The organism is Nonomuraea sp. NPDC005983 (genome assembly GCF_040614375.1).
Taxonomy (GTDB): domain Bacteria; phylum Actinomycetota; class Actinomycetes; order Streptosporangiales; family Streptosporangiaceae; genus Nonomuraea.
On record NZ_JBEXUP010000019.1, the window covers coordinates 50,661 to 67,011 of the forward strand.

At 69.8% G+C, this 16,351-nt stretch carries 17 protein-coding genes and 1 pseudogene; 6 read left to right on the forward strand and 12 right to left on the reverse strand.

The features are described 5' to 3' along the window. Nucleotide 1: 1 nt before the first annotated feature. From ABZ297_RS11995 to ABZ297_RS12025, 7 genes are all read right to left on the reverse strand, one after another. Nucleotides 2–1,012: an ABC transporter ATP-binding protein gene (locus ABZ297_RS11995; RefSeq protein ID WP_355343457.1), complete on the reverse strand. Its 1,011-nt coding sequence runs from the start codon at nt 1,010–1,012 to the stop codon at nt 2–4. After that, a complete protein-coding gene (locus ABZ297_RS12000) occupies nt 1,009–2,031 on the reverse strand; it encodes an ABC transporter ATP-binding protein (protein WP_355343460.1) in 1,023 nt (340 codons plus the stop codon). Before ABZ297_RS12000 ends, ABZ297_RS11995 begins: the two co-directional genes overlap by 4 nt. Before the next feature lie 2 nt (nt 2,032–2,033). Further along, complete coding sequence (locus ABZ297_RS12005; protein ID WP_355343463.1) at nt 2,034–2,936, reverse strand: ABC transporter permease; 903 nt, start codon at nt 2,934–2,936, stop codon at nt 2,034–2,036. After that, the gene (locus ABZ297_RS12010) at nt 2,933–3,943 is read right to left on the reverse strand and encodes an ABC transporter permease (RefSeq protein WP_355343466.1); all 1,011 of its coding nucleotides are present in this window, start codon (nt 3,941–3,943) and stop codon (nt 2,933–2,935) included. The genes ABZ297_RS12005 and ABZ297_RS12010 overlap by 4 nt, the downstream gene beginning before the upstream one ends. 3 nt (nt 3,944–3,946) lie before the next feature. Next, nucleotides 3,947–5,764, reverse strand: a complete 1,818-nt coding sequence (locus tag ABZ297_RS12015; protein ID WP_355343468.1) for an ABC transporter substrate-binding protein — start codon at nt 5,762–5,764, stop codon at nt 3,947–3,949. A gap of 157 nt (nt 5,765–5,921) precedes the next feature. After that, nucleotides 5,922–6,920, reverse strand: a complete 999-nt coding sequence (locus tag ABZ297_RS12020) for a zinc-dependent alcohol dehydrogenase family protein (protein ID WP_355343471.1) — start codon at nt 6,918–6,920, stop codon at nt 5,922–5,924. Between the two features lie 92 nt (nt 6,921–7,012). Further along, nucleotides 7,013–8,206: a M20 family metallopeptidase gene (locus ABZ297_RS12025; RefSeq protein ID WP_355343474.1), complete on the reverse strand. Its 1,194-nt coding sequence runs from the start codon at nt 8,204–8,206 to the stop codon at nt 7,013–7,015. A gap of 100 nt (nt 8,207–8,306) precedes the next feature. Here ABZ297_RS12025 and ABZ297_RS12030 point away from each other — a divergent pair, with 100 nt between their 5' ends. Next, a complete protein-coding gene (locus tag ABZ297_RS12030) occupies nt 8,307–9,047 on the forward strand; it encodes an HAD-IIA family hydrolase (protein WP_355343561.1) in 741 nt (246 codons plus the stop codon). A gap of 99 nt (nt 9,048–9,146) precedes the next feature. On the opposite strand, the gene ABZ297_RS12035 is transcribed toward ABZ297_RS12030, so the two are convergent. Next, on the reverse strand, nt 9,147–9,623 hold the full coding sequence (locus ABZ297_RS12035; protein ID WP_355343477.1) for an NUDIX hydrolase: 477 nt from the start codon (nt 9,621–9,623) through the stop codon (nt 9,147–9,149). A 79-nt stretch (nt 9,624–9,702) separates the two neighbouring features. Between ABZ297_RS12035 and ABZ297_RS12040 the strand changes: the two genes are divergently transcribed. Together ABZ297_RS12040 and ABZ297_RS12045 are read left to right on the forward strand one after the other, a co-directional pair. Next, the gene (locus ABZ297_RS12040) at nt 9,703–10,629 is read left to right on the forward strand and encodes an acyl-ACP desaturase (RefSeq protein WP_355343480.1); all 927 of its coding nucleotides are present in this window, start codon (nt 9,703–9,705) and stop codon (nt 10,627–10,629) included. Nucleotides 10,630–10,638: 9 nt separating this feature from the next. Beyond that, entirely contained in the window at nt 10,639–12,627 is a 1,989-nt protein-coding gene (locus ABZ297_RS12045) for an AarF/UbiB family protein (protein ID WP_355343483.1), read from the forward strand. Here the strand turns inward: ABZ297_RS12045 and ABZ297_RS12050 are convergent. Beyond that, nucleotides 12,591–12,758 carry a hypothetical protein gene (locus ABZ297_RS12050; RefSeq protein WP_355343486.1) on the reverse strand — a complete coding sequence of 56 codons (168 nt, stop codon included), beginning with the start codon at nt 12,756–12,758 and terminating at the stop codon, nt 12,591–12,593. The two genes, ABZ297_RS12045 and ABZ297_RS12050, sit on opposite strands and share 37 nt — an antisense overlap. Nucleotides 12,759–12,984: 226 nt before the next feature. On the opposite strand from ABZ297_RS12050, the gene ABZ297_RS12055 reads away from it, so the two are divergent. After that, complete coding sequence (locus tag ABZ297_RS12055; RefSeq protein ID WP_355343489.1) at nt 12,985–13,554, forward strand: NAD(P)H-dependent oxidoreductase; 570 nt, start codon at nt 12,985–12,987, stop codon at nt 13,552–13,554. 53 nt (nt 13,555–13,607) lie between these two features. On the opposite strand, the gene arfB is transcribed toward ABZ297_RS12055, so the two are convergent. Beyond that, nucleotides 13,608–14,015, reverse strand: a complete 408-nt coding sequence (arfB, locus tag ABZ297_RS12060) for an alternative ribosome rescue aminoacyl-tRNA hydrolase ArfB (RefSeq protein WP_355343564.1) — start codon at nt 14,013–14,015, stop codon at nt 13,608–13,610. Nucleotides 14,016–14,199: 184 nt separating this feature from the next. Here arfB and ABZ297_RS12065 point away from each other — a divergent pair, with 184 nt between their 5' ends. Continuing rightward, nucleotides 14,200–15,018 (forward strand): hypothetical protein, encoded by an 819-nt coding sequence (locus tag ABZ297_RS12065; RefSeq protein ID WP_355343492.1) that lies wholly within the window; start codon nt 14,200–14,202, stop codon nt 15,016–15,018. A gap of 16 nt (nt 15,019–15,034) precedes the next feature. Here ABZ297_RS12065 and ABZ297_RS12070 read toward each other — a convergent pair. Together ABZ297_RS12070 and ABZ297_RS12075 are read right to left on the reverse strand one after the other, a co-directional pair. After that, nucleotides 15,035–15,498, reverse strand: a pseudogene (locus ABZ297_RS12070) (RNA-guided endonuclease TnpB family protein); the annotation flags it as partial. Beyond that, entirely contained in the window at nt 15,491–15,559 is a 69-nt protein-coding gene (locus ABZ297_RS12075; protein ID WP_355343567.1) for a helix-turn-helix domain-containing protein, read from the reverse strand. The gene ABZ297_RS12075 and the pseudogene ABZ297_RS12070, both read right to left, overlap by 8 nt. Nucleotides 15,560–15,668: 109 nt before the next feature. On the opposite strand from ABZ297_RS12075, the gene ABZ297_RS12080 reads away from it, so the two are divergent. Further along, nucleotides 15,669–16,247 carry an HAD family phosphatase gene (locus tag ABZ297_RS12080; protein ID WP_355343495.1) on the forward strand — a complete coding sequence of 193 codons (579 nt, stop codon included), beginning with the start codon at nt 15,669–15,671 and terminating at the stop codon, nt 16,245–16,247. The last annotated feature ends 104 nt before the right edge of the window (nt 16,248–16,351 follow it).

Here is a 16,351-nt window from a genome sequence, read left to right on the forward strand (position 1 = left end):
GTCACACCTCGCTCATCGGGCGGGCGATCACGCTGCGGCGCTCGGGATGGAAGCACGCGTGCTCCTGCGGGAACCCGTCCGTCACCCCGAGGAGCGGCAGCTCGGACTCGCAGCGGTCGGTACGGAACGGGCAGCGGCCCGCGAACAGGCAGCCCTCCTCCGACTGGGCCCCGTTGAGCGACTCCACCGGCACCACCGGCTGCTCGCCGGGCTGCTCCAGCCCGTGCAGCACCGGGATGGCCGACAGCAGCGACTGCGTGTACGGATGCACCGGGTCGGCGATGACCGTGTCGACAGGGCCGCGCTCCACGACCTGCCCCCGGTAGATGACGTACAGCTCGCCGTCGTCGCCGATGTACCGCGCCGTCGCCACGTCGTGCGTGATGAACAGGACGCTCACGCCGAGCCGCTCCCGCAGGTCCTTCAGCAGGGCCAGGATGCCGAGCCGCAGCGACACGTCGATCATGGAGACGGCCTCGTCGGCGACGAGCATCTCCGGGTCCACGGTCAGCGCGCGGGCGATCACCACGCGCTGGCGCATGCCGCCGGACAGCTGGTGCGGGTAGCGCGCGAGCACCGTGCCCGGGTCCAGGCCGACCAGCGACAGCACCTCGGCCGCCCGCTCCTCGATCCACGCCTTCGACCGCCCCGTCTGCCCGGCCCGCAGGGCCAGCGGCGCGTACAGGGTCTGGTGGATGGTCCTGGTCGGGTTCAGGGCCGAGTACGGGTCCTGATGGATCATCTGGATCTTGCGGAAGTGCGGCTGCCGCTGCTTGGGCTTGAGCGGCGACATGGGGGTCCCGTCGATCGAGACCTCGCCCCCGTCGTACGACTCCAGCCCCGCGATGATCCGCCCGAGCGTGGTCTTCCCGCAGCCGGACTCGCCGATGAACGACGCCGACCCGCCCTTGGCGATGGAGAAGTCCACGCCGCGCAGGGCATGCACCTCCCGCCCGCCGAGGACGTTGCCCCGCTGCTTGAAGGTCTTGGTGATGCCCTTCCCCGTAATCACGCGTGCTCCTTCACGGTCACCGCATGGCAGGCGACGATCCTCGATCCGTGGGCGACGGCCTCAGGGTCGTCGGTGTCACAGACGTCCATCCGCACCGCGCACCGCTCCCGGAACACGCAGCCCAGCTTCGGCACGGTCGCCAGCGTCGGCGGGCGGCCGGGCAGCGCCCGCGCCTCGTCGATGTCGCCGACGAGCCGGGGGATGGCGTTGATCAGGCCCCTGGTGTACGGGTGCTTGGGCGCGCCGAGCACCTCCCTGGTGGGGCCCTGCTCGACCAGGCGTCCGCCGTACATGACCGCGAGCCTGTCGGCGACCTCGGCGACCACGCCGATGTCGTGCGTGATGACCAGCGTGGTGAGCCCGCGCTCGGCGTGCACCTCGCGGACGATCTTCAGGATGTTCGCCTGCGTGATCATGTCGAGCGCGGTGGTCGGCTCGTCCAGCACGACCAGGTGCGCGTTGAGCACCAGGGCCAGCATGATGCCGACCCGCTGGCGCATGCCGCCGGACAGCTCGTGCTGGTGCGAGTCGAGCACCCTGGCGCCGTCGAGGCCCATCCGGCCCAGCAGCTCCCTGGCCTCGCGCACCAGCCCGCGCAGGTCCTCGACCCCGTGCGAGCGGCCGAGGTCGAGCAGCTGCTTGCCGACCGTCTTGAGCGGGTTGAGGGAGTTCTGCGCCGCTTGGAACACGTACCCGACGTGCGCCCCCCTGGCCTTGCGGAGCTTCTCACCCTCGAACGTCACGACGTCGCCGAGCCCGTCGATCTCCACGCTGCCCGCCGAGATCCTGCCGGGCGGCTGGACCGCGTTCAGCAGCGACAGCGCGAGCGTGGACTTGCCGGAGCCCGACTCGCCGACGATGCCGGTGATCGTGCCGGGTTCCAGCGTCAGGCTGACGTTCCTGACGGCGGGCAACTCGCCCGCGGGCGTCTTGTAGACGACCGTGAGGCTGTCGATGCGCACTCCCGGCGCCTGCCCAGCCGCCCGCTGGGGGACCTGCTGGCTTGCCTGCTGTGCCACTTTCACTCCTCACGCAGCCTGGGGTTGAAGATCTCGTCCATGGCGTCGACCACCAGCACGATCCCGAGCGTGAGCAGCAGGATCGCCAGCAGCGGCGCCAGCATGTACGGCAGGGCCGCGGTGGTGGTCATCGCGCCGCCGCCGAACACGGCCAGGTTGAGCATCACGCCCCAGTTGTCCGCCTCGTACGGCAGGACACCCAGGAAGAACAGTCCGACCTGCGCGTAGACGGCGCCGGTGACCGCGATGAGCATGTTCATCGCGATGTAGGGCGCCATGCTCGGCAGCAGCTCCTTGCCCACGATGTGCCTCGTGGAGAGCCCGAGCCCGCGGGCCGCCTCGATGAAGCCGCGCTCGCGCAGCGACAGCGTCTGCGACCGGACGGCCCGCGCGACGCCGCCCCAACCGAGGAGCCCGAGCAGCAGGCCCATCTCGACGGCGCTGCCGAACTTCCAGACCGTTGACAGGACCAGCAGCAGCGGCAGCCCGGGGATGGTGAGCTTCATGTCGGTGACCCGCATGAGCACGGTGTCCCAGCGGCCCCGCTTGAAGCCGGAGAACAGCCCGATCCCGGTGCCGAACACGACCGTGATGACCGCGGTCACCAGCGCGCTCAGCAGCACGTAGCGGGAGCCGGTGACGACCAGCGCCAGCACGTCACGGCCCTGGCCGTCGGTGCCGAACCAGTGCTCGGCGCTGATCGGCGCGTAGATGCCCGCCGGGTCGCGGGGCAGCATCGCGGGGTAGAACATCGGCCCGAACAGGCCCATGAACGCGAAGCCGACCACGATGACCGCGCCGACCAGGCGGCTCGGCTTGCGCCTCATCACCCGCCAGACGCCGCGCCAGAAGTTGCGGCGCATGGTCGCCGCCGTGCTGGCGCCTTCCAGGACGACGCTGCTCATGACGAAACCTCCTCACCGGAGCGCACCCGCGGGTCGATCACCGTGTAGAACAGGTCGGCCAGGATGTTCGCCACGATGATCGCCAGCGTGATCAGCAGGAACGCGCCGCCCATCAGGGCGTAGTCGCGGTTGCTGATGCTGTCGATGAGCAGGAACCCGAGCCCCGGATAGTTGAAGATCCGCTCGATGAAGATCGCGCCGCCGAACAGCAGGCCGAGCGAGAGCGCGAGGATCGTGAAGAGCGGCAGGATCGCGTTGCGCGCGATGTACCTGAAGATGATCGACCGTTTCATCCCCCGCAGCTCGGAGGCCAGGATGAAGTCGTCGCCGAGCACCGTGACCACGCTCGACTTCATGGCCAGGATCCAGCCGCCGTAGCTGGCCAGCGCGTACGTGACGACCGGCAGTGTGGCGTGCTCGATCAGCGAGCCGATGTAGCCGGCGTTGAAGCCGGGCTCGAACAGGATGTCCGCGGTGCCGCCCTCGGGCAGGATCGGGATCAGCGTGGTGAAGATCGCGCCCATCAGCAGCGCCAGCACGTACTGCGGCACGCCGTGCAGCAGCGAGCCGGAGATGGCGAGCACGTCGCCGAGCTTGCCCGAGCGCTTGATGGCGGCGTAGACGCCCAGCACGATGCCGACCAGGAAGCTCAGCAGCGTGCCCGCGAGCACCGGTAGAACGGTCCACTTGGCCGCCTCGCCGAGCACCGTGGTCACCGGGGTGCCCGGGTTGGTGACTGACACGCCGAGGTCGAAGCGGGCCAGGCCCGACATGTAGTCGACGTACTGCTGCCACAGCGTGCCCTTGGGCAGGAAGCCGTACATGACGGCTGTAGCCCGCTCGGCCGCTTCGGGTGACATGCCCTGCTCGACCAGCTTCTGGAACTTCGCGGCGACGGGGTCGCCGGGAATGCTCCTGATGATGAAGAAACTGATCGTGGCGACCACGAGAATCATGACGATCCCGCGGGCCACGTGGCCCGCGAGTCGCCGTGCGATAACCGTCATGTGCTACTGCTTCTTCTTCACCATGCCGAGCTGAATCCAGACTCCGGCAGGAAGGCGCAGGACGTCGCTGTCCTGCTCGGGCCAGCCGCTGAAGCGGCTCGTGTTGGTGAACTGGGTGTTCACGTAGTCCCAGAGCTGGATGGCCGGCAGGTCCTGGTTGGCCGCCTTGGCCAGCTGCAGCATGATCGGCTTGGCCTGGTCCGCCGAGGCGGCGTTCAGCTTGCCGGTCAGCTCACCGGGGTTGACCTTGCCGACGCCGTCGACGTCGATCGTCTCCTTGCTGCCCATCCAGTTGCCGCCCTTGCCGGGAGCAGCGTGCGCGATCTTGCCCGCGACGTTGGTCCAGCCGTTGGAGGCGCCGAAGAGGCGCTGGTAGATGTCGTACGGCGCGGGGCCGAGAGCCAGCAGCCAGAAGCCGACGTCGTACTTGCCGGCGGCGATCTCCTCGAGGTACAGCGGGTAGTCGGCGGTCGTGACGACCTCCGCGTCGACGCCGTTCTCGGTGAGCTGGCCCTTGATGTTCTCCTCAGCGGAGATCCAGTCGGAGAAACCGGCCGGGGCGTGCATGGAGACCTTCCACGGCGAGCCGTCGGCCAGCGCCCACTTGCCGTCCTTCTTCTGCAGGCCGGCGGCCTTGAACTCCGCCTCGGCCTTGGCCACGTCGTACTTGTACGGCTCCAGGGCGCTCAGCTCCGAGCCGAGCCACTCCTGCGCGGGCTTCTGGTGGATGCCGGACGTCGTCACCGCCGGCGTGCCGCCCTCGGGCGAGGCAACCTTGGTCACCTGGTCGCGGTCGATCAGGTAGGCCAGGCCCCTGCGCACGTGCACGTTGTCGTAGGGCTTCTTGCTCTGGTTGAACGCCATGCCGACCGAGACCGGGGAGAAACCCTTGATGAGCTGGCTGCCGGCAGCCTGCTTGATCCGGTTCATCACGTCGGTCGGGGCCGCGGTGAAGCCGGCCTGGTCGAGCTTGCCGGCGATCAGGTAGTTCCAGATCTGCTCGTTACCGGTGTAGTTGAGGAACTTCACCTGGTCGGGCGCGACCTGTGCGGCGTTGTAGAAGTTCTTGTTCTTGACGAGCAGCGCCTCGCCCGGGTTGACCCGCTCAAGGGTGAACGGGCCGGCGGAGGTGTCCTTCGGCGGGGCGAAGGCGATGATCTTCTCGCCCAGGGCGGTGATCACCTCGCGCGCCTTCTCGGCGTCGGGGCCCTCGCCCCTGGAGGCCTTGAGCTTGTCCCAGAAGTCGGCGGGGAGCACGCTGCCCCAGACGCCGGCCGGCACCACGATCGTGTCGAGCACGCCGCGGGCGAACTTCATGCTGGGGTTCTTCATGTCCTGGGTGACCTTGACCGTGTGGTCGTCGACGACCTGCACGTCGGCCGCCGCGCCCGCCGCACCCGGCGTGATCGCGAAGGCGGTGCTGCCCTGGGTGTAGGCGATGCCGATGGACAGCTTGACGTCCTCGGCGGTCACCGGCTTCCCGTCGGACCACTTGTTGTTCGGCTGCAGGTGCAGGGTGATCGACGAGTTGTCGGGTGCGACCTCCCAGCTGGCCGCGATGCCGGGGTAGGCCTGGTTGGGGTCCGTCAGGTGGTTCTTGACGAAGCCGAGCTTCATCGAGTTGTACCCGAGGAAGGAGTTGCCCTTCGGGTTGTAAGGATTGGCGGGGGCGCTCGCGTCGATGCCCGGCCTGTTCACGTCGATCGTGGTGAAGAGCCCGCCACCACCGCCCGAGCCGGACGTCTTGGTGGAACCACCGCTGCATGCTGCTGTGACGGTGGCAAGGCCCAGCAACGCCACTACCGCTGCCAGTCGCTTCATGTACCGCTCCGGGGATGTCGGACCTGTTGAGGGTCTTGGGGTTGTCCGGACCCTACGGTCGCGCGAATCCTGCGTCAATAATCTCCAGGTGTTGTGAGTGTAATGTAACTTTCCTTCATAGGGGCCCTGGATGACGCTCGTCGCCACGCGACTCACCTCACTGTATGAGAAGGACAGCAGCCCCTCTGACCTGCTCATTCGCCAAATCGGCAAGTGCGCGCCCGGCATCCTCGAAGGGATAGGGGGTCGTGTGCACGTCAGGGGGATAAGTAAAAGCTTGCTGGAGGTACGCGCGACCGTCCGCCCTGGTGTTGGCGGTGACGCTGCGCAGCGTCCTTTCCTGGAACAGGTCCCGCTCGTAGTTCAGGGTGGGAATGTCGGTGAGATGGATGCCCGCGACCGCCAGCGTGCCGCCCCTGTCGAGGGCTTCCAGCGCGTCGGGCACCAGCGTCCCGACCGGCGCGAACAGGATCGCCGAGTCCAGCGGCTCCGGCGGCCGGTCGTCGGACGCGGAGGCGGCGCCCAGTTCGAGGGCGAGCTCCCTGGCGGCCCGTGACCTGGTCACGACGTGCACGACGGCCCCCTGGGCGATGGCCGCCTGCGCCGTCAGGTGCGCCGACGCGCCGAACCCGTAGATCCCCAGCCGCCCGCCTTTCGGCAGGTCCGACCGGAGCAGCGCCCGGTAGCCGATGATCCCCGCGCACAGCAGCGGCGCCAGGTGCTCGGCGGGCGGATCGTCGGGCAGCGCGTACACGTACGCGGCGGGGGCCGTGAGGTACTCGGCGTACCCGCCGTCGGCGTCCCATCCGGTGTAGGTCGAGGACGGGCAGAGGTTCTCCAGCCCCCGGCGGCAGTAAGGGCAGACGCCGCAGGTGCTCCGCAGCCAGGCGACCCCCACTCGCGCCCCCTCGGCGGGCCAGGAGGACTCGCCGTCGCCGCGCCCGACGACCCGCCCGACCACCTGGTGGCCGGGCGAGGTCAGGGGCCGCCGCGGCGGCAGGTCGCCCTCGGCCAGGTGCAGGTCGGTCCGGCAGACGCCGCACGCCTCGACCCGGACGAGCACCTCGCCGGGGCCGGGCGCGGGCACCGGCCGTTCGACCAGGGTGAGCGGCCAGGTCGCCGCCGGCCCGGGGCTCTCCACCACCCAAGCCCGCATCAGACCCGCCTCCTTCGTCCGCCGAGCACTGAGATCCCCGTGCCCTGTCAGGCGCTCTCCCAACCGGGCGCGGCCGATCTCCGGGCGGATCCTCAGGCGGACGCCAGCCGGGAGAAGGCGAGAGCGGCGTACAGCGCCGCGCCGTCAGGGAGGACCGAGTCGTCGAAGACCGCCTCGGGGGAGTGGTTGTACGGCGCGGTGGCCGGGTCGCGGTCGGGCGGGCAGGCGCCCAGGAAGAGGAACGCCCCCGGCACCTCCTCCAGCACGAACGAGAAGTCCTCCGACCCCATGATCGGCTGCGGGGCGACGAAGAACCGGCCGGGGCCGAACAGCTCGTCGGCGGTCCTGCCCGCGAACTCCGCCTCGGCGGGGTCGTTGACCGTCACCGGGTAGCCCATGCCGAACGACGCCTCCACCGCGAGCCCGTGCGCGGCGGCGACGCCCTCGACGACCTCGACCAGGCGGCGCATCACCGCGGCCCGGGTGTCCTTGCTGAACGTGCGCACCGTCGCCTCGAAGTGCGCCTCGTCCGGGATCACGTTGTCGACCGTCCCGCCGTGGAAGGAGCCGACGGTCACCACCACCGGGTCGAAGACGTCGAACGAGCGGGTCACCATCGACTGCAGCGCCGTCACCATCTCGCACCCGGCCTGGATCGGGTCCAGCGCCCGGTGCGGGCTGGAGCCGTGGCCGCCACGGCCCTTGACGGTCACCCTGAACACGTCCGCCGCCGCCATCACCGGCCCCGGCCGCGAGGCGAACAGCCCCGACGGCAGGTACGACGAGATCACGTGCATGCCGTACGCGGCCACCGGGCGCTCACCCGCCGCGTCGAGCACCCCCTCCTCGATCATGTGCCTGGCGCCCTCGTGCCCCTCCTCGCCGGGCTGGAACATGAAGATCACGTCTCCGGCGAGCTCCTCGCGCCGCGCGCTGAGCAGGTGCGCCGACCCCGCCAGCATGGCGGTGTGCAGGTCGTGGCCGCAGGCGTGCATCTGGCCGTCGATCTGCGAGATGTAGGGCAGGTCGTTGCGTTCGGTCACGGGCAGCGCGTCCATGTCGCCGCGCAGGAGCACCGCGGGCCCCGGCCGGCCGCCCCTCAGGACGGCGGTGACCGAGCTGAGGTTCGTGCCGGTGGTGATCTCCAGAGGCAGCCCGTCGAGCGCCGCCAGGACCTTCTCCTGGGTACGTGGCAGGGTGAGTCCGAGCTCCGGGGTGGCGTGCAGGGAGTGGCGGAGGCGGACGAGTTCGTCCCGCATGTCCTGGGCGGAGTCAGTGAACGACATGAAAGCCATTCTTCACATCCCGGACAGGAAGTCGATGAGCCGCTCTCGGTAGCATGGCCGCGTGACCGAGCGTAAGCGGATCGACTCCTGGCTCTCCGACATGGACGGCGTCCTGGTGCACGAGGGGCGTCCGGTGCCCGGCGCCGACGAGTTCATCAAACGGCTCAGCGAGTCCGGCAAGCCGTTCAGGGTCCTGACGAACAACTCCATCTATACCCAGCGCGACCTGTCGGTCCGGCTGCACGCGGCCGGGCTCGACGTGCCCGCCGAGTCGATCTGGACCTCCGCCCTGGCCACCGCGGAGTTCCTCCACGACCAGCGCCCCGGCGGCTCCGCCTACGTCATCGGCGAGGCCGGGCTGACCACGGCGCTGCACGAGGTCGGGTACGTGCTCACCGACCTCGACCCCGACTACGTGGTGCTCGGCGAGACCCGCACCTACAGCTTCACCCAGATCACCCGGGCGATCCGCCTCATCGAGGGTGGCGCCCGCTTCATCGCGACCAACCCGGACCCGGTCGGCCCGTCCACCGAGGGCTCGCTGCCCGCGTGCGGCGCGGTCGCCGCCTTGATCACCAAGGCGACCGGCGTCGCCCCCTACTTCGTCGGCAAGCCCAACCCCCGCATGATGCGCAGCGCCCTCAACTCCATCGAGGGCCACAGCGAGACCACCGCGATGATCGGCGACCGGATGGACACCGACGTCGTGTGCGGCATGGAGGCCGGGCTGTTCACCATCCTGGTGCTCACCGGCGTCACCCAGAAGGCCCAGATCGACCGCTTCCCCTACCGGCCGTCGCTGGTGGTCGACTCGGTGGCCGACCTCATCGACATGATCTGAACCTGACAGGCGCCGGCAGGTAGCGATGGCAGGGTGAGCCCCATGGCCCGCATCTACCTGGGGAGGAGCGCTCTGAGGCGCCGTGAGAGGCTCCGTCGATCAGCTGAGAGAGCGCTCCACGGTGTCGTGAGAGGGTCCGTCGATCAGCTGAGGGAGCGCCGTGATGTGGCGCGAGAGGTAGGCGGCCACGGCCTCCGGGACGACGTGCCGCGAGGTGATCTCCGACTCCGCGAGCGGCAGCCGCACCACCTCGTACCCGCCCCGCGACGGGTCCTCGAACTCGGGGCCGTGACGCCGCGCCGGATCGAGTTCCACCAGGCGGCAGCCGTAGAGGTGCTGGGTTTTGAGCCCGCCCTCCCATGGGTAGCTGAGCGTGGTCAGCGGTGTCACGCTCGACACGGTGGCGCCCAGTTCCTCCAGCAACTCCCTGCGCAGGGTGTGCTCCAGGCTGGCGTCCTCCGGCTCCACGTGGCCCCCCGGCACCGACCAGTAGACCTCCCGGCCTGGCACGGTACGGCGGAAGATCATCAGACGGTCGTCGTGATCGAGCAGGACACCGCGGACACTGGGGCGCATACGGGCACCCTAATTGACCGGTATGTCCTTCCGGTAGCCTAACCTACGGTACCGTAACCAGACAGGGAGACGAACTTTCATGGCGATGACTCAGACGGAACTGCTGCACGAGCTGGAGCCCGTGGTCGCCGGGGAGCTCGATCGCCATCACAAGATGGCCAAGGAGTGGTTCCCGCACGAGTACGTCCCGTGGAGCGAAGGCCGTGACTTCGACGGCGTCTACGGGGGCGAGGCCTGGCAGGAGAGCGACTCCAAGATCCCGGAGGCCGCCCGCATCTCCCTCATCGTCAACCTGCTGACGGAGGACAACCTCCCCAGCTACCACCACGAGATCGCCACCACCTTCGGCCGCGACGGCGCCTGGGGCACCTGGGTGCACCGCTGGACCGCCGAGGAGGGCCGGCACGGCACCGCCATCCGCGACTACCTCACCGTGACCCGCGCCGTCGACCCCGTCGCGCTGGAGCGCGCCCGCATGGTCCACATGGAGAGCGGCTTCGCCACCGAGTACGGCACCATGCTCCAGCAGCTCGCCTACGTCTCCTTCCAGGAGCTGGCGACCCGCATCGCGCACCGCAACACCGGCAGGGCCTCCGGCGACGAGGGCTGCGAGCGGCTGCTGGCCAGGATCGCCGCCGACGAGAACCTGCACATGCTCTTCTACCGCAACCTGCTCAAGGCCGCCTTCGAGCTGGACCCGAACCAGACCATGCGGGCCGTGACCGACGTCGTCACCACCTTCCAGATGCCGGGCTCCGGCATCGAGGGCTTCACCCGCAAGGCGATGATCATCGCCAACGAGGGCATCTACGACCTGCGGCTGCACCTCGACGACGTGCTCATGCCGGTGCTGCGCCAGTGGGCGGTCTTCGACAAGACCGGCCTGGACGCCCAGGGCGAGCAGGCCCGCGAGGAGCTGGCCGCGTTCCTGGCCAAGACCGAGACCACGGCCGCCAGGTTCGTGGCCCGCAGGGAGGAGCGCAGGGCGCGTACCGCCATGGGATGATCGAGCCTCATGAGCTTCCCCCTCACGCTGGTCTTCTCCGTCACCGTCCTGCTAACGATCGCCGGGCTGGCGGTGGTGGCCCAGCGGCTGCTCGGGGTCAGGCTCGGCGTGATCCGCACGTCCCTCGCGGCACTGGTCGCCCTCTCGCTGTCGCGGCCGGTGCTGGAGCCGATCTTCTCCTCGTTCGGGCCCGAGGGGCTCCAGGAGGGCGACAGCGTCATCGGCGCCCTGGCGCTGGTGCTCCTCGCGGTCATGTGCGTGGTGCTCATCCCCATGGTGGTCCTGGTGCTCGCCGAGGCGCTGGTGCCGCCGGGGTCGATCCCCGGCCCGCTGGAGTTCCTCAGGTCCCTGCGCGGGCGCCTGTCGCGGGGCAGGCGCTACTCGCAGATCACCAGGATCGCCTTCAGGCACGGCCTCGGCCCCTACCTGCGGGGCCGGGGCGGCTCGCTCGGCGACCGTTCCGGCAGGGCGCGGCTGGCCCGCTCGCTGCGCGAGGCCCTCGACGACGGTGGCGTCACCTTCGTCAAGCTCGGCCAGGTGCTGTCCACCAGGCGTGACCTGCTGCCGCCCGAGTTCGTGGAGGAGCTCGGCAAGCTCCAGGACCAGGTCTCGCCCGCGCCGTGGGAGCAGATCGAACCGGTCCTGGTCGCCGAGCTGGGCGGCCCGGTCGAGGACGTGTTCGCCGCGTTCGACAGGAAGCCGCTGGCCGCCGCGTCGGTCGGGCAGGCCCACACCGCCCGCCTGCACAGCGGTGAGAGCGTCGTGGTCAAGGTGCGGCGCCCGGACATCGGCCAGGTCGTCGCCCGAGACCTCGACATCGTCAGGCGGCTGGCCGGCACGCTGGAGACCCGCACCCGCTGGGGGCGCTCCCTCGGCCTGCGCGACCTGGCCGAGGGGTTCGCCGTCGCGATCCGCGAGGAGCTCGACTTCCGCGTCGAGGCGGGCAACATGGCGGCCGTCGCCGCGTCCAACGGCGGCAACGTCACCTACCCCGCGCCGGTGAGCGCCATGTGCACCGAGCGGGTCCTGGTCATGCAGCGCCTGTCGGGCGGGCCGGTCACGGCCGCCGGCCCGGAGCGGGGCCACACGCTCGCCCGCGACCTGCTCGACTGCCTGCTCAGGCAGATCCTCGTCGAGGGCGTCTTCCACGCCGACCCGCACCCGGGCAACCTGATGCTGCTCGACGACGGGACGCTCGGCCTGCTCGACTTCGGCTCCGTCGGCAGGCTCGACGCCTCCGTCCGCTCCGCCCTGCAGCGCTTCCTGCTGGCCATGAACCGCCAGGACCCGCTCGGCGTGACCGACGCGCTGCTGGAGGTCGTGCCACGCCCCGAGGACATTGAAGAGGCCGCCCTGGAACGGGCGCTCGGCCAGTTCATGGCCAAGCACCTGGCGCCCGGCACCGACAGCGTCGCCATGTTCACCGACCTGTTCAAGATCGTCTCACAGTACGGGTTGTCGATCCCGCCCGAGGTCGCCGCCGTCTTCCGGGCGCTCGCCACTCTGGAGGGCACCCTCGTCAGGCTCTCGCCCGGGTTCAACCTCATCGGCGAGGCCCGCTCGTTCGCCTCCCGCTATCTGACCGAGCAGCTCGACGTCGACAGCGTCAAGGAGGCCGCCGTCACCGAGCTGGCGGCGCTGCTGCCGATGCTGCGCCGCCTGCCGCGCCGCGTCGAGCGCATCGCCAGCGCCGCCGAGCACGGGCGCTTCACGCTGAACGTCCGGCTCCTGGCCGACGAGCGCGACCGCCGCTTCCTGACCGGCCTGCTGCACCAGGTGCTGCTCACGGTGCTCGGCGCGACGGCGGGGCTGATGGCGGTCCTGCTGCTCGGCACCGACGGCGGGCCCGAGGTGATCAAGGGCTCGGTCAGCCTGTTCCAGCTGCTCGGCTACAACCTGCTGGTGATCGCCTCGATCCTGGTGCTGCGCGTGCTCGTGCTCGTCTTCCGCCGCCCGGGGGATCACCACGCGTACCCGGACGGCGACCGCGGCGTGTAGGGAGCCTCCAGCCTGGCCACCTCCTCCGCGTCCAGGCTCAGGTCGAGGGCGGCGAGGGCGTCGTCCAGCGCCGTCATGCTCTCCTCGATCGGGGTCTCGGCGTCCCAGCGGTACCCCGCCCTCGACGGCACGGCGCACGATCGGCTCCGCCGCCTCCTCAGGCAGGAACAGCCGTGGCTCATCATGTCCAGACCGAGACGCGACACCCTCAATCAGGACAAACCTACGCGCGTGTGCCTCATCACCTCATGACCCACCTTGACCGACAAACGATGACCCTTGACCGGGCACTGGTCTTCACGGACGCGGCCGTCGGGAAGGTCTTCGCTACCGGCACCGAGACCCTGGGAGGCGAGGGTGAGAGTCATCGGGATCGCCGCCGGCTTCCACGCGGGGTCCTTCAACAACCGCCTGCTGGAGGCGGCGGCGCGCGAGCTGCCCGCCTGGGCCGAGTTCGAGAGCTGGCAGGGCCTCGGCGACATCCCGCCGTTCACCTCCGGGCCCGTTCCCGGGCCGGTGGGCGAGCTGCGCAAGACGCTGGACGAGTCCGACGCGGTGCTGGTGACGGCGCCCGAGTACTGCCTGCTGCCCGCCGAGCTGTATCACGCGCTGAACTGGCTGCGCGCGGACCGGGCGCTGGCGGGCAGGCACGTGGCGGTGGTCTGCGCGAGCGCGCGGGCCTGCGGCGCGATGTGGGCGCAGACGGAGCTGGTCAAGGAGTTCACGGCCGCGGGAGCGGTGGTCGTCGGCTCCGAGCTGGTGGTCACGCCGTCCGGGCCGTACTTCGACGACAGGGGCAGCCTGCTGCATCGCGGCCTGCTCGACCAGGTACGGGAGGTCATCGGCCAGCTCTGCCCCGCCCCCGTCAGGCGGCCGCCGCCCGTCAGGGCCCGCGCCCTGGCGCGAGAGCCCGCCCTGTCGCTCTGAGCGCGTGCCGGGCTTTCGGCGACGCATCCGGGGCCGGTGTGCGCCTCGCGCGCTCAGGGAGCGCGGCGCTGGCGTTTCAGGTCGGAGCGCTGCTTCTTGGCGGCGATGCGGCGCTCCACGGCGCCCCGGCTGGGCTTGGTGGGGCGGCGGCGCTTCGGCGGGGGCGCGATGGCCTCGCGCAGCCGCTGCGCGAGGCGCTGCTCGGCGGCCTCCCGGTTGCGTAGCTGGGAGCGATGCTCCGAGGCGGCGATCGTGATGACGGGGGAGCCCAGGCGATCCAGGGCGCGCGCCTTCAGCGCCGCCGGCAGGGCGGTGCTGGACGAGACGTCGAAGGAGAGCTCCACCCGGCTGTCAGTGGTGTTGACCCCCTGCCCGCCGGGGCCGGAGGAGCGCGAGAAACGCCAGACCAGTTCGGCGTCGGGAATGACGACCGAGTCGTTGACGACCAGCGGGCCTGGCATGGCGGTGTGCTCCTTCACGTCCTCGTAAGCGAATGTCACCGTATCTGGCTGATATATGCGGATAGCAAGTGCATTTCCGTGGCATCGTCTTCCCCGCGAACCAGGTTGACGGTCAGGCGTAAGCGTCGTATGCCACTATCGCGAAAGGTATCGCGAAAGGCTACGGGGTCAGGCGGGAGGCGCAGTGACGGGCATCGTCGGCGTGCACGGGATCGGCAAGTACAACTACTACGTCGAGGCGGGGAGCTCGGCGGAGGGGGCGGCCGAGGCCATGCGCCTCAAGTGGGACCGCTACCTGCAGGCGGCCCTCGGCGGCGAGGCCCGCACGTACTTCAGCGAGGTGGCGTACTTCTCCCACCTCCTGCACGACGGCGAGCCCTCCGACGGGCCGCAGGCGTTCGCCGCCATGAACACCTCCGCCCAGCAGGTGCTGATGGGCTGGGCCAAGCAGTCGGGCCTCGGCGAGCACCTCACCGGGGCGCTCAGAACCTTCACGGGATGGCTGCTCGCCCGGCTCGACACCAGGTCCGCGGCGTTCGCGAAGCTCTTCGCGCCGGAGGTCGCCGCCTACCTCACCGACCCGGTCAAGCGGGAGAGCTCCCGGCAGATCGTCGCCGACGTCATCCGGAAGAACCGTCCCAAGGTGGTGATCGCCCACTCCCTCGGCAGCGTCGTCACCTACGAGGCGCTCTGGGCCCACCCCGACCTCGAGGTCGACCTGCTCCTCACGCTCGGCAGCCCGCTCGGCATGCGCAACGTGATCTTCGAGCGCCTCCTGCCCGCCCCGATCAACGGTCGCGGGGAGCGCCCGAAGGGCGTGAAGCGCTGGGTGAACATCGCCGACAAGGACGACATCGCCGCCATCCCGCCCAACCTGCGGGGCAGCTTCGCCGGCGTGGACGTCGAAGAGCTGGTCAACCTCGACTGGATCGACTTCCACACCGCCGAGAAGTACCTGGGCTGCCCGGCGCTCGACCCCCATCTGCGACCATTCCTGACTTGACCTCGTCCCCATCATGAACGATGAGGACTCCCACGGTCGCCCGTGAGGTTTCCTGCTTCACCGCCGATCGCCCGCCGAGGAGGTGCTCTCCCGTTGAGGTCTTACATCAGCTCCACAGGCGTTTCACCTCTCCGCCAGCCCGGCGGCGAGGATGTTCTTCGCGGCGTTGACGTCCCGGTCGTGAGAGGCGCCGCAGGCGCATTCCCAGGTCCGGACGTTCAGCGGCATCTTGTCCTGCAGAGTGCCGCATGCCGAGCACAGCTTGGAGGAGGGGAACCAGCGATCCACGACCACCAGGTCGCGCCCGTACCAGGCCGCTTTGTACTCCAGCATCGAGCGCAGCTCCCGCCACGACGCGTCGCAGATGGCTCGGGCCAGGCGGTGGTTCTTGACGAGGTTGCGGACGGTCAGGTCTTCTACGGCGATCACTTGGTTCTCGCGAACAAGCCGTGTGCTGACCTGGTGCAGATAATCACGCCTGCTCGGGGGTCGGATAGAAGCGGTACTTGAACGCTCGCTTGACCAACTGCGTCACGTGCACAAGCTACTACGCTCAGTAAGGACTCGTACACAGGTTCGACTCAAACGTGCGGCACTATGCCGCCTTCAGCCCCGTCTGAAGGCGGGAGTCTCCACTCCCAAGGAGTTCGATGATGTGGATTGTCTTCGACTACGGCAACGTCCTGTCCCTTCCGCAGCCCGAGTCCGAGGCCGGGGAGATGGCGCGGATGGTGCGCGCCGACCCCGCGGTGTTCAGCCGCCGCTACTGGGAGCACCGCCTCGACTTCGACCGCGCCACGCTCACCCCTGAGGGCTACTGGTCGGCCGTGACCGGCAGGCAGGTAACCTCCGCCGAGCTCGACCAGCTGATCTCCATGGACGTCGCGAGCTGGGCCCACCCCGACGAGGGCACGCTCTCCTTCCTGCGCGAGCTGCTCGACCAGGGCGGCGACGTGGCCCTGCTGTCCAACGCCCCGGCCTGCGTGGCCGACGGCCTGGACGAGCTGCCCTGGATCGCGGCCATCGACCGGCGCTACTACAGCGGGCGGATGGGCATGGTGAAGCCGGACAAGGAGATCTTCGACCACCTGGCAGAGGAGCTCGCCGCCGACCCGGCCGAGATCGTCTTCATCGACGACCGTCCGGAGAACGTCGAGGGGGCGCGCCGCGCGGGCATGACCGGCGTCCACTTCACCACCGCTGACGCCCTCCGCGAAACCCTCCGCTGACCTGCCGGACCCGCCGGAGCCGGATCTGGAACCGGACCTGGAGCCGGACCTGGAGCCGGACATCGCAGGACGACCGATGCTGTTCATCTTCGCTTGACTCCGCT

Excerpts from the sequence above, each read along its gene's own strand:
- ABZ297_RS12015 (WP_355343468.1), bottom strand. The coding sequence starts at position 5,764 with ATGAAGCGACTGGCAGCGGTAGTGGCGTTGCTGGGCCTTGCCACCGTC.
- ABZ297_RS12025 (WP_355343474.1), bottom strand. The coding sequence starts at position 8,206 with ATGTCGTTCACTGACTCCGCCCAGGACATGCGGGACGAACTCGTCCGC.
- ABZ297_RS12040 (WP_355343480.1), top strand. The coding sequence starts at position 9,703 with ATGGCGATGACTCAGACGGAACTGCTGCACGAGCTGGAGCCCGTGGTC.
- ABZ297_RS12030 (WP_355343561.1), top strand. The coding sequence starts at position 8,307 with ATGGACGGCGTCCTGGTGCACGAGGGGCGTCCGGTGCCCGGCGCCGAC.
- arfB (WP_355343564.1), bottom strand. The coding sequence starts at position 14,015 with ATGCCAGGCCCGCTGGTCGTCAACGACTCGGTCGTCATTCCCGACGCC.
- ABZ297_RS12020 (WP_355343471.1), bottom strand. The coding sequence starts at position 6,920 with ATGCGGGCTTGGGTGGTGGAGAGCCCCGGGCCGGCGGCGACCTGGCCG.
- ABZ297_RS12045 (WP_355343483.1), top strand. The coding sequence starts at position 10,639 with ATGAGCTTCCCCCTCACGCTGGTCTTCTCCGTCACCGTCCTGCTAACG.
- ABZ297_RS12010 (WP_355343466.1), bottom strand. The coding sequence starts at position 3,943 with ATGACGGTTATCGCACGGCGACTCGCGGGCCACGTGGCCCGCGGGATC.
- ABZ297_RS12035 (WP_355343477.1), bottom strand. The coding sequence starts at position 9,623 with ATGCGCCCCAGTGTCCGCGGTGTCCTGCTCGATCACGACGACCGTCTG.
- ABZ297_RS12080 (WP_355343495.1), top strand. The coding sequence starts at position 15,669 with ATGATGTGGATTGTCTTCGACTACGGCAACGTCCTGTCCCTTCCGCAG.
- ABZ297_RS12005 (WP_355343463.1), bottom strand. The coding sequence starts at position 2,936 with ATGAGCAGCGTCGTCCTGGAAGGCGCCAGCACGGCGGCGACCATGCGC.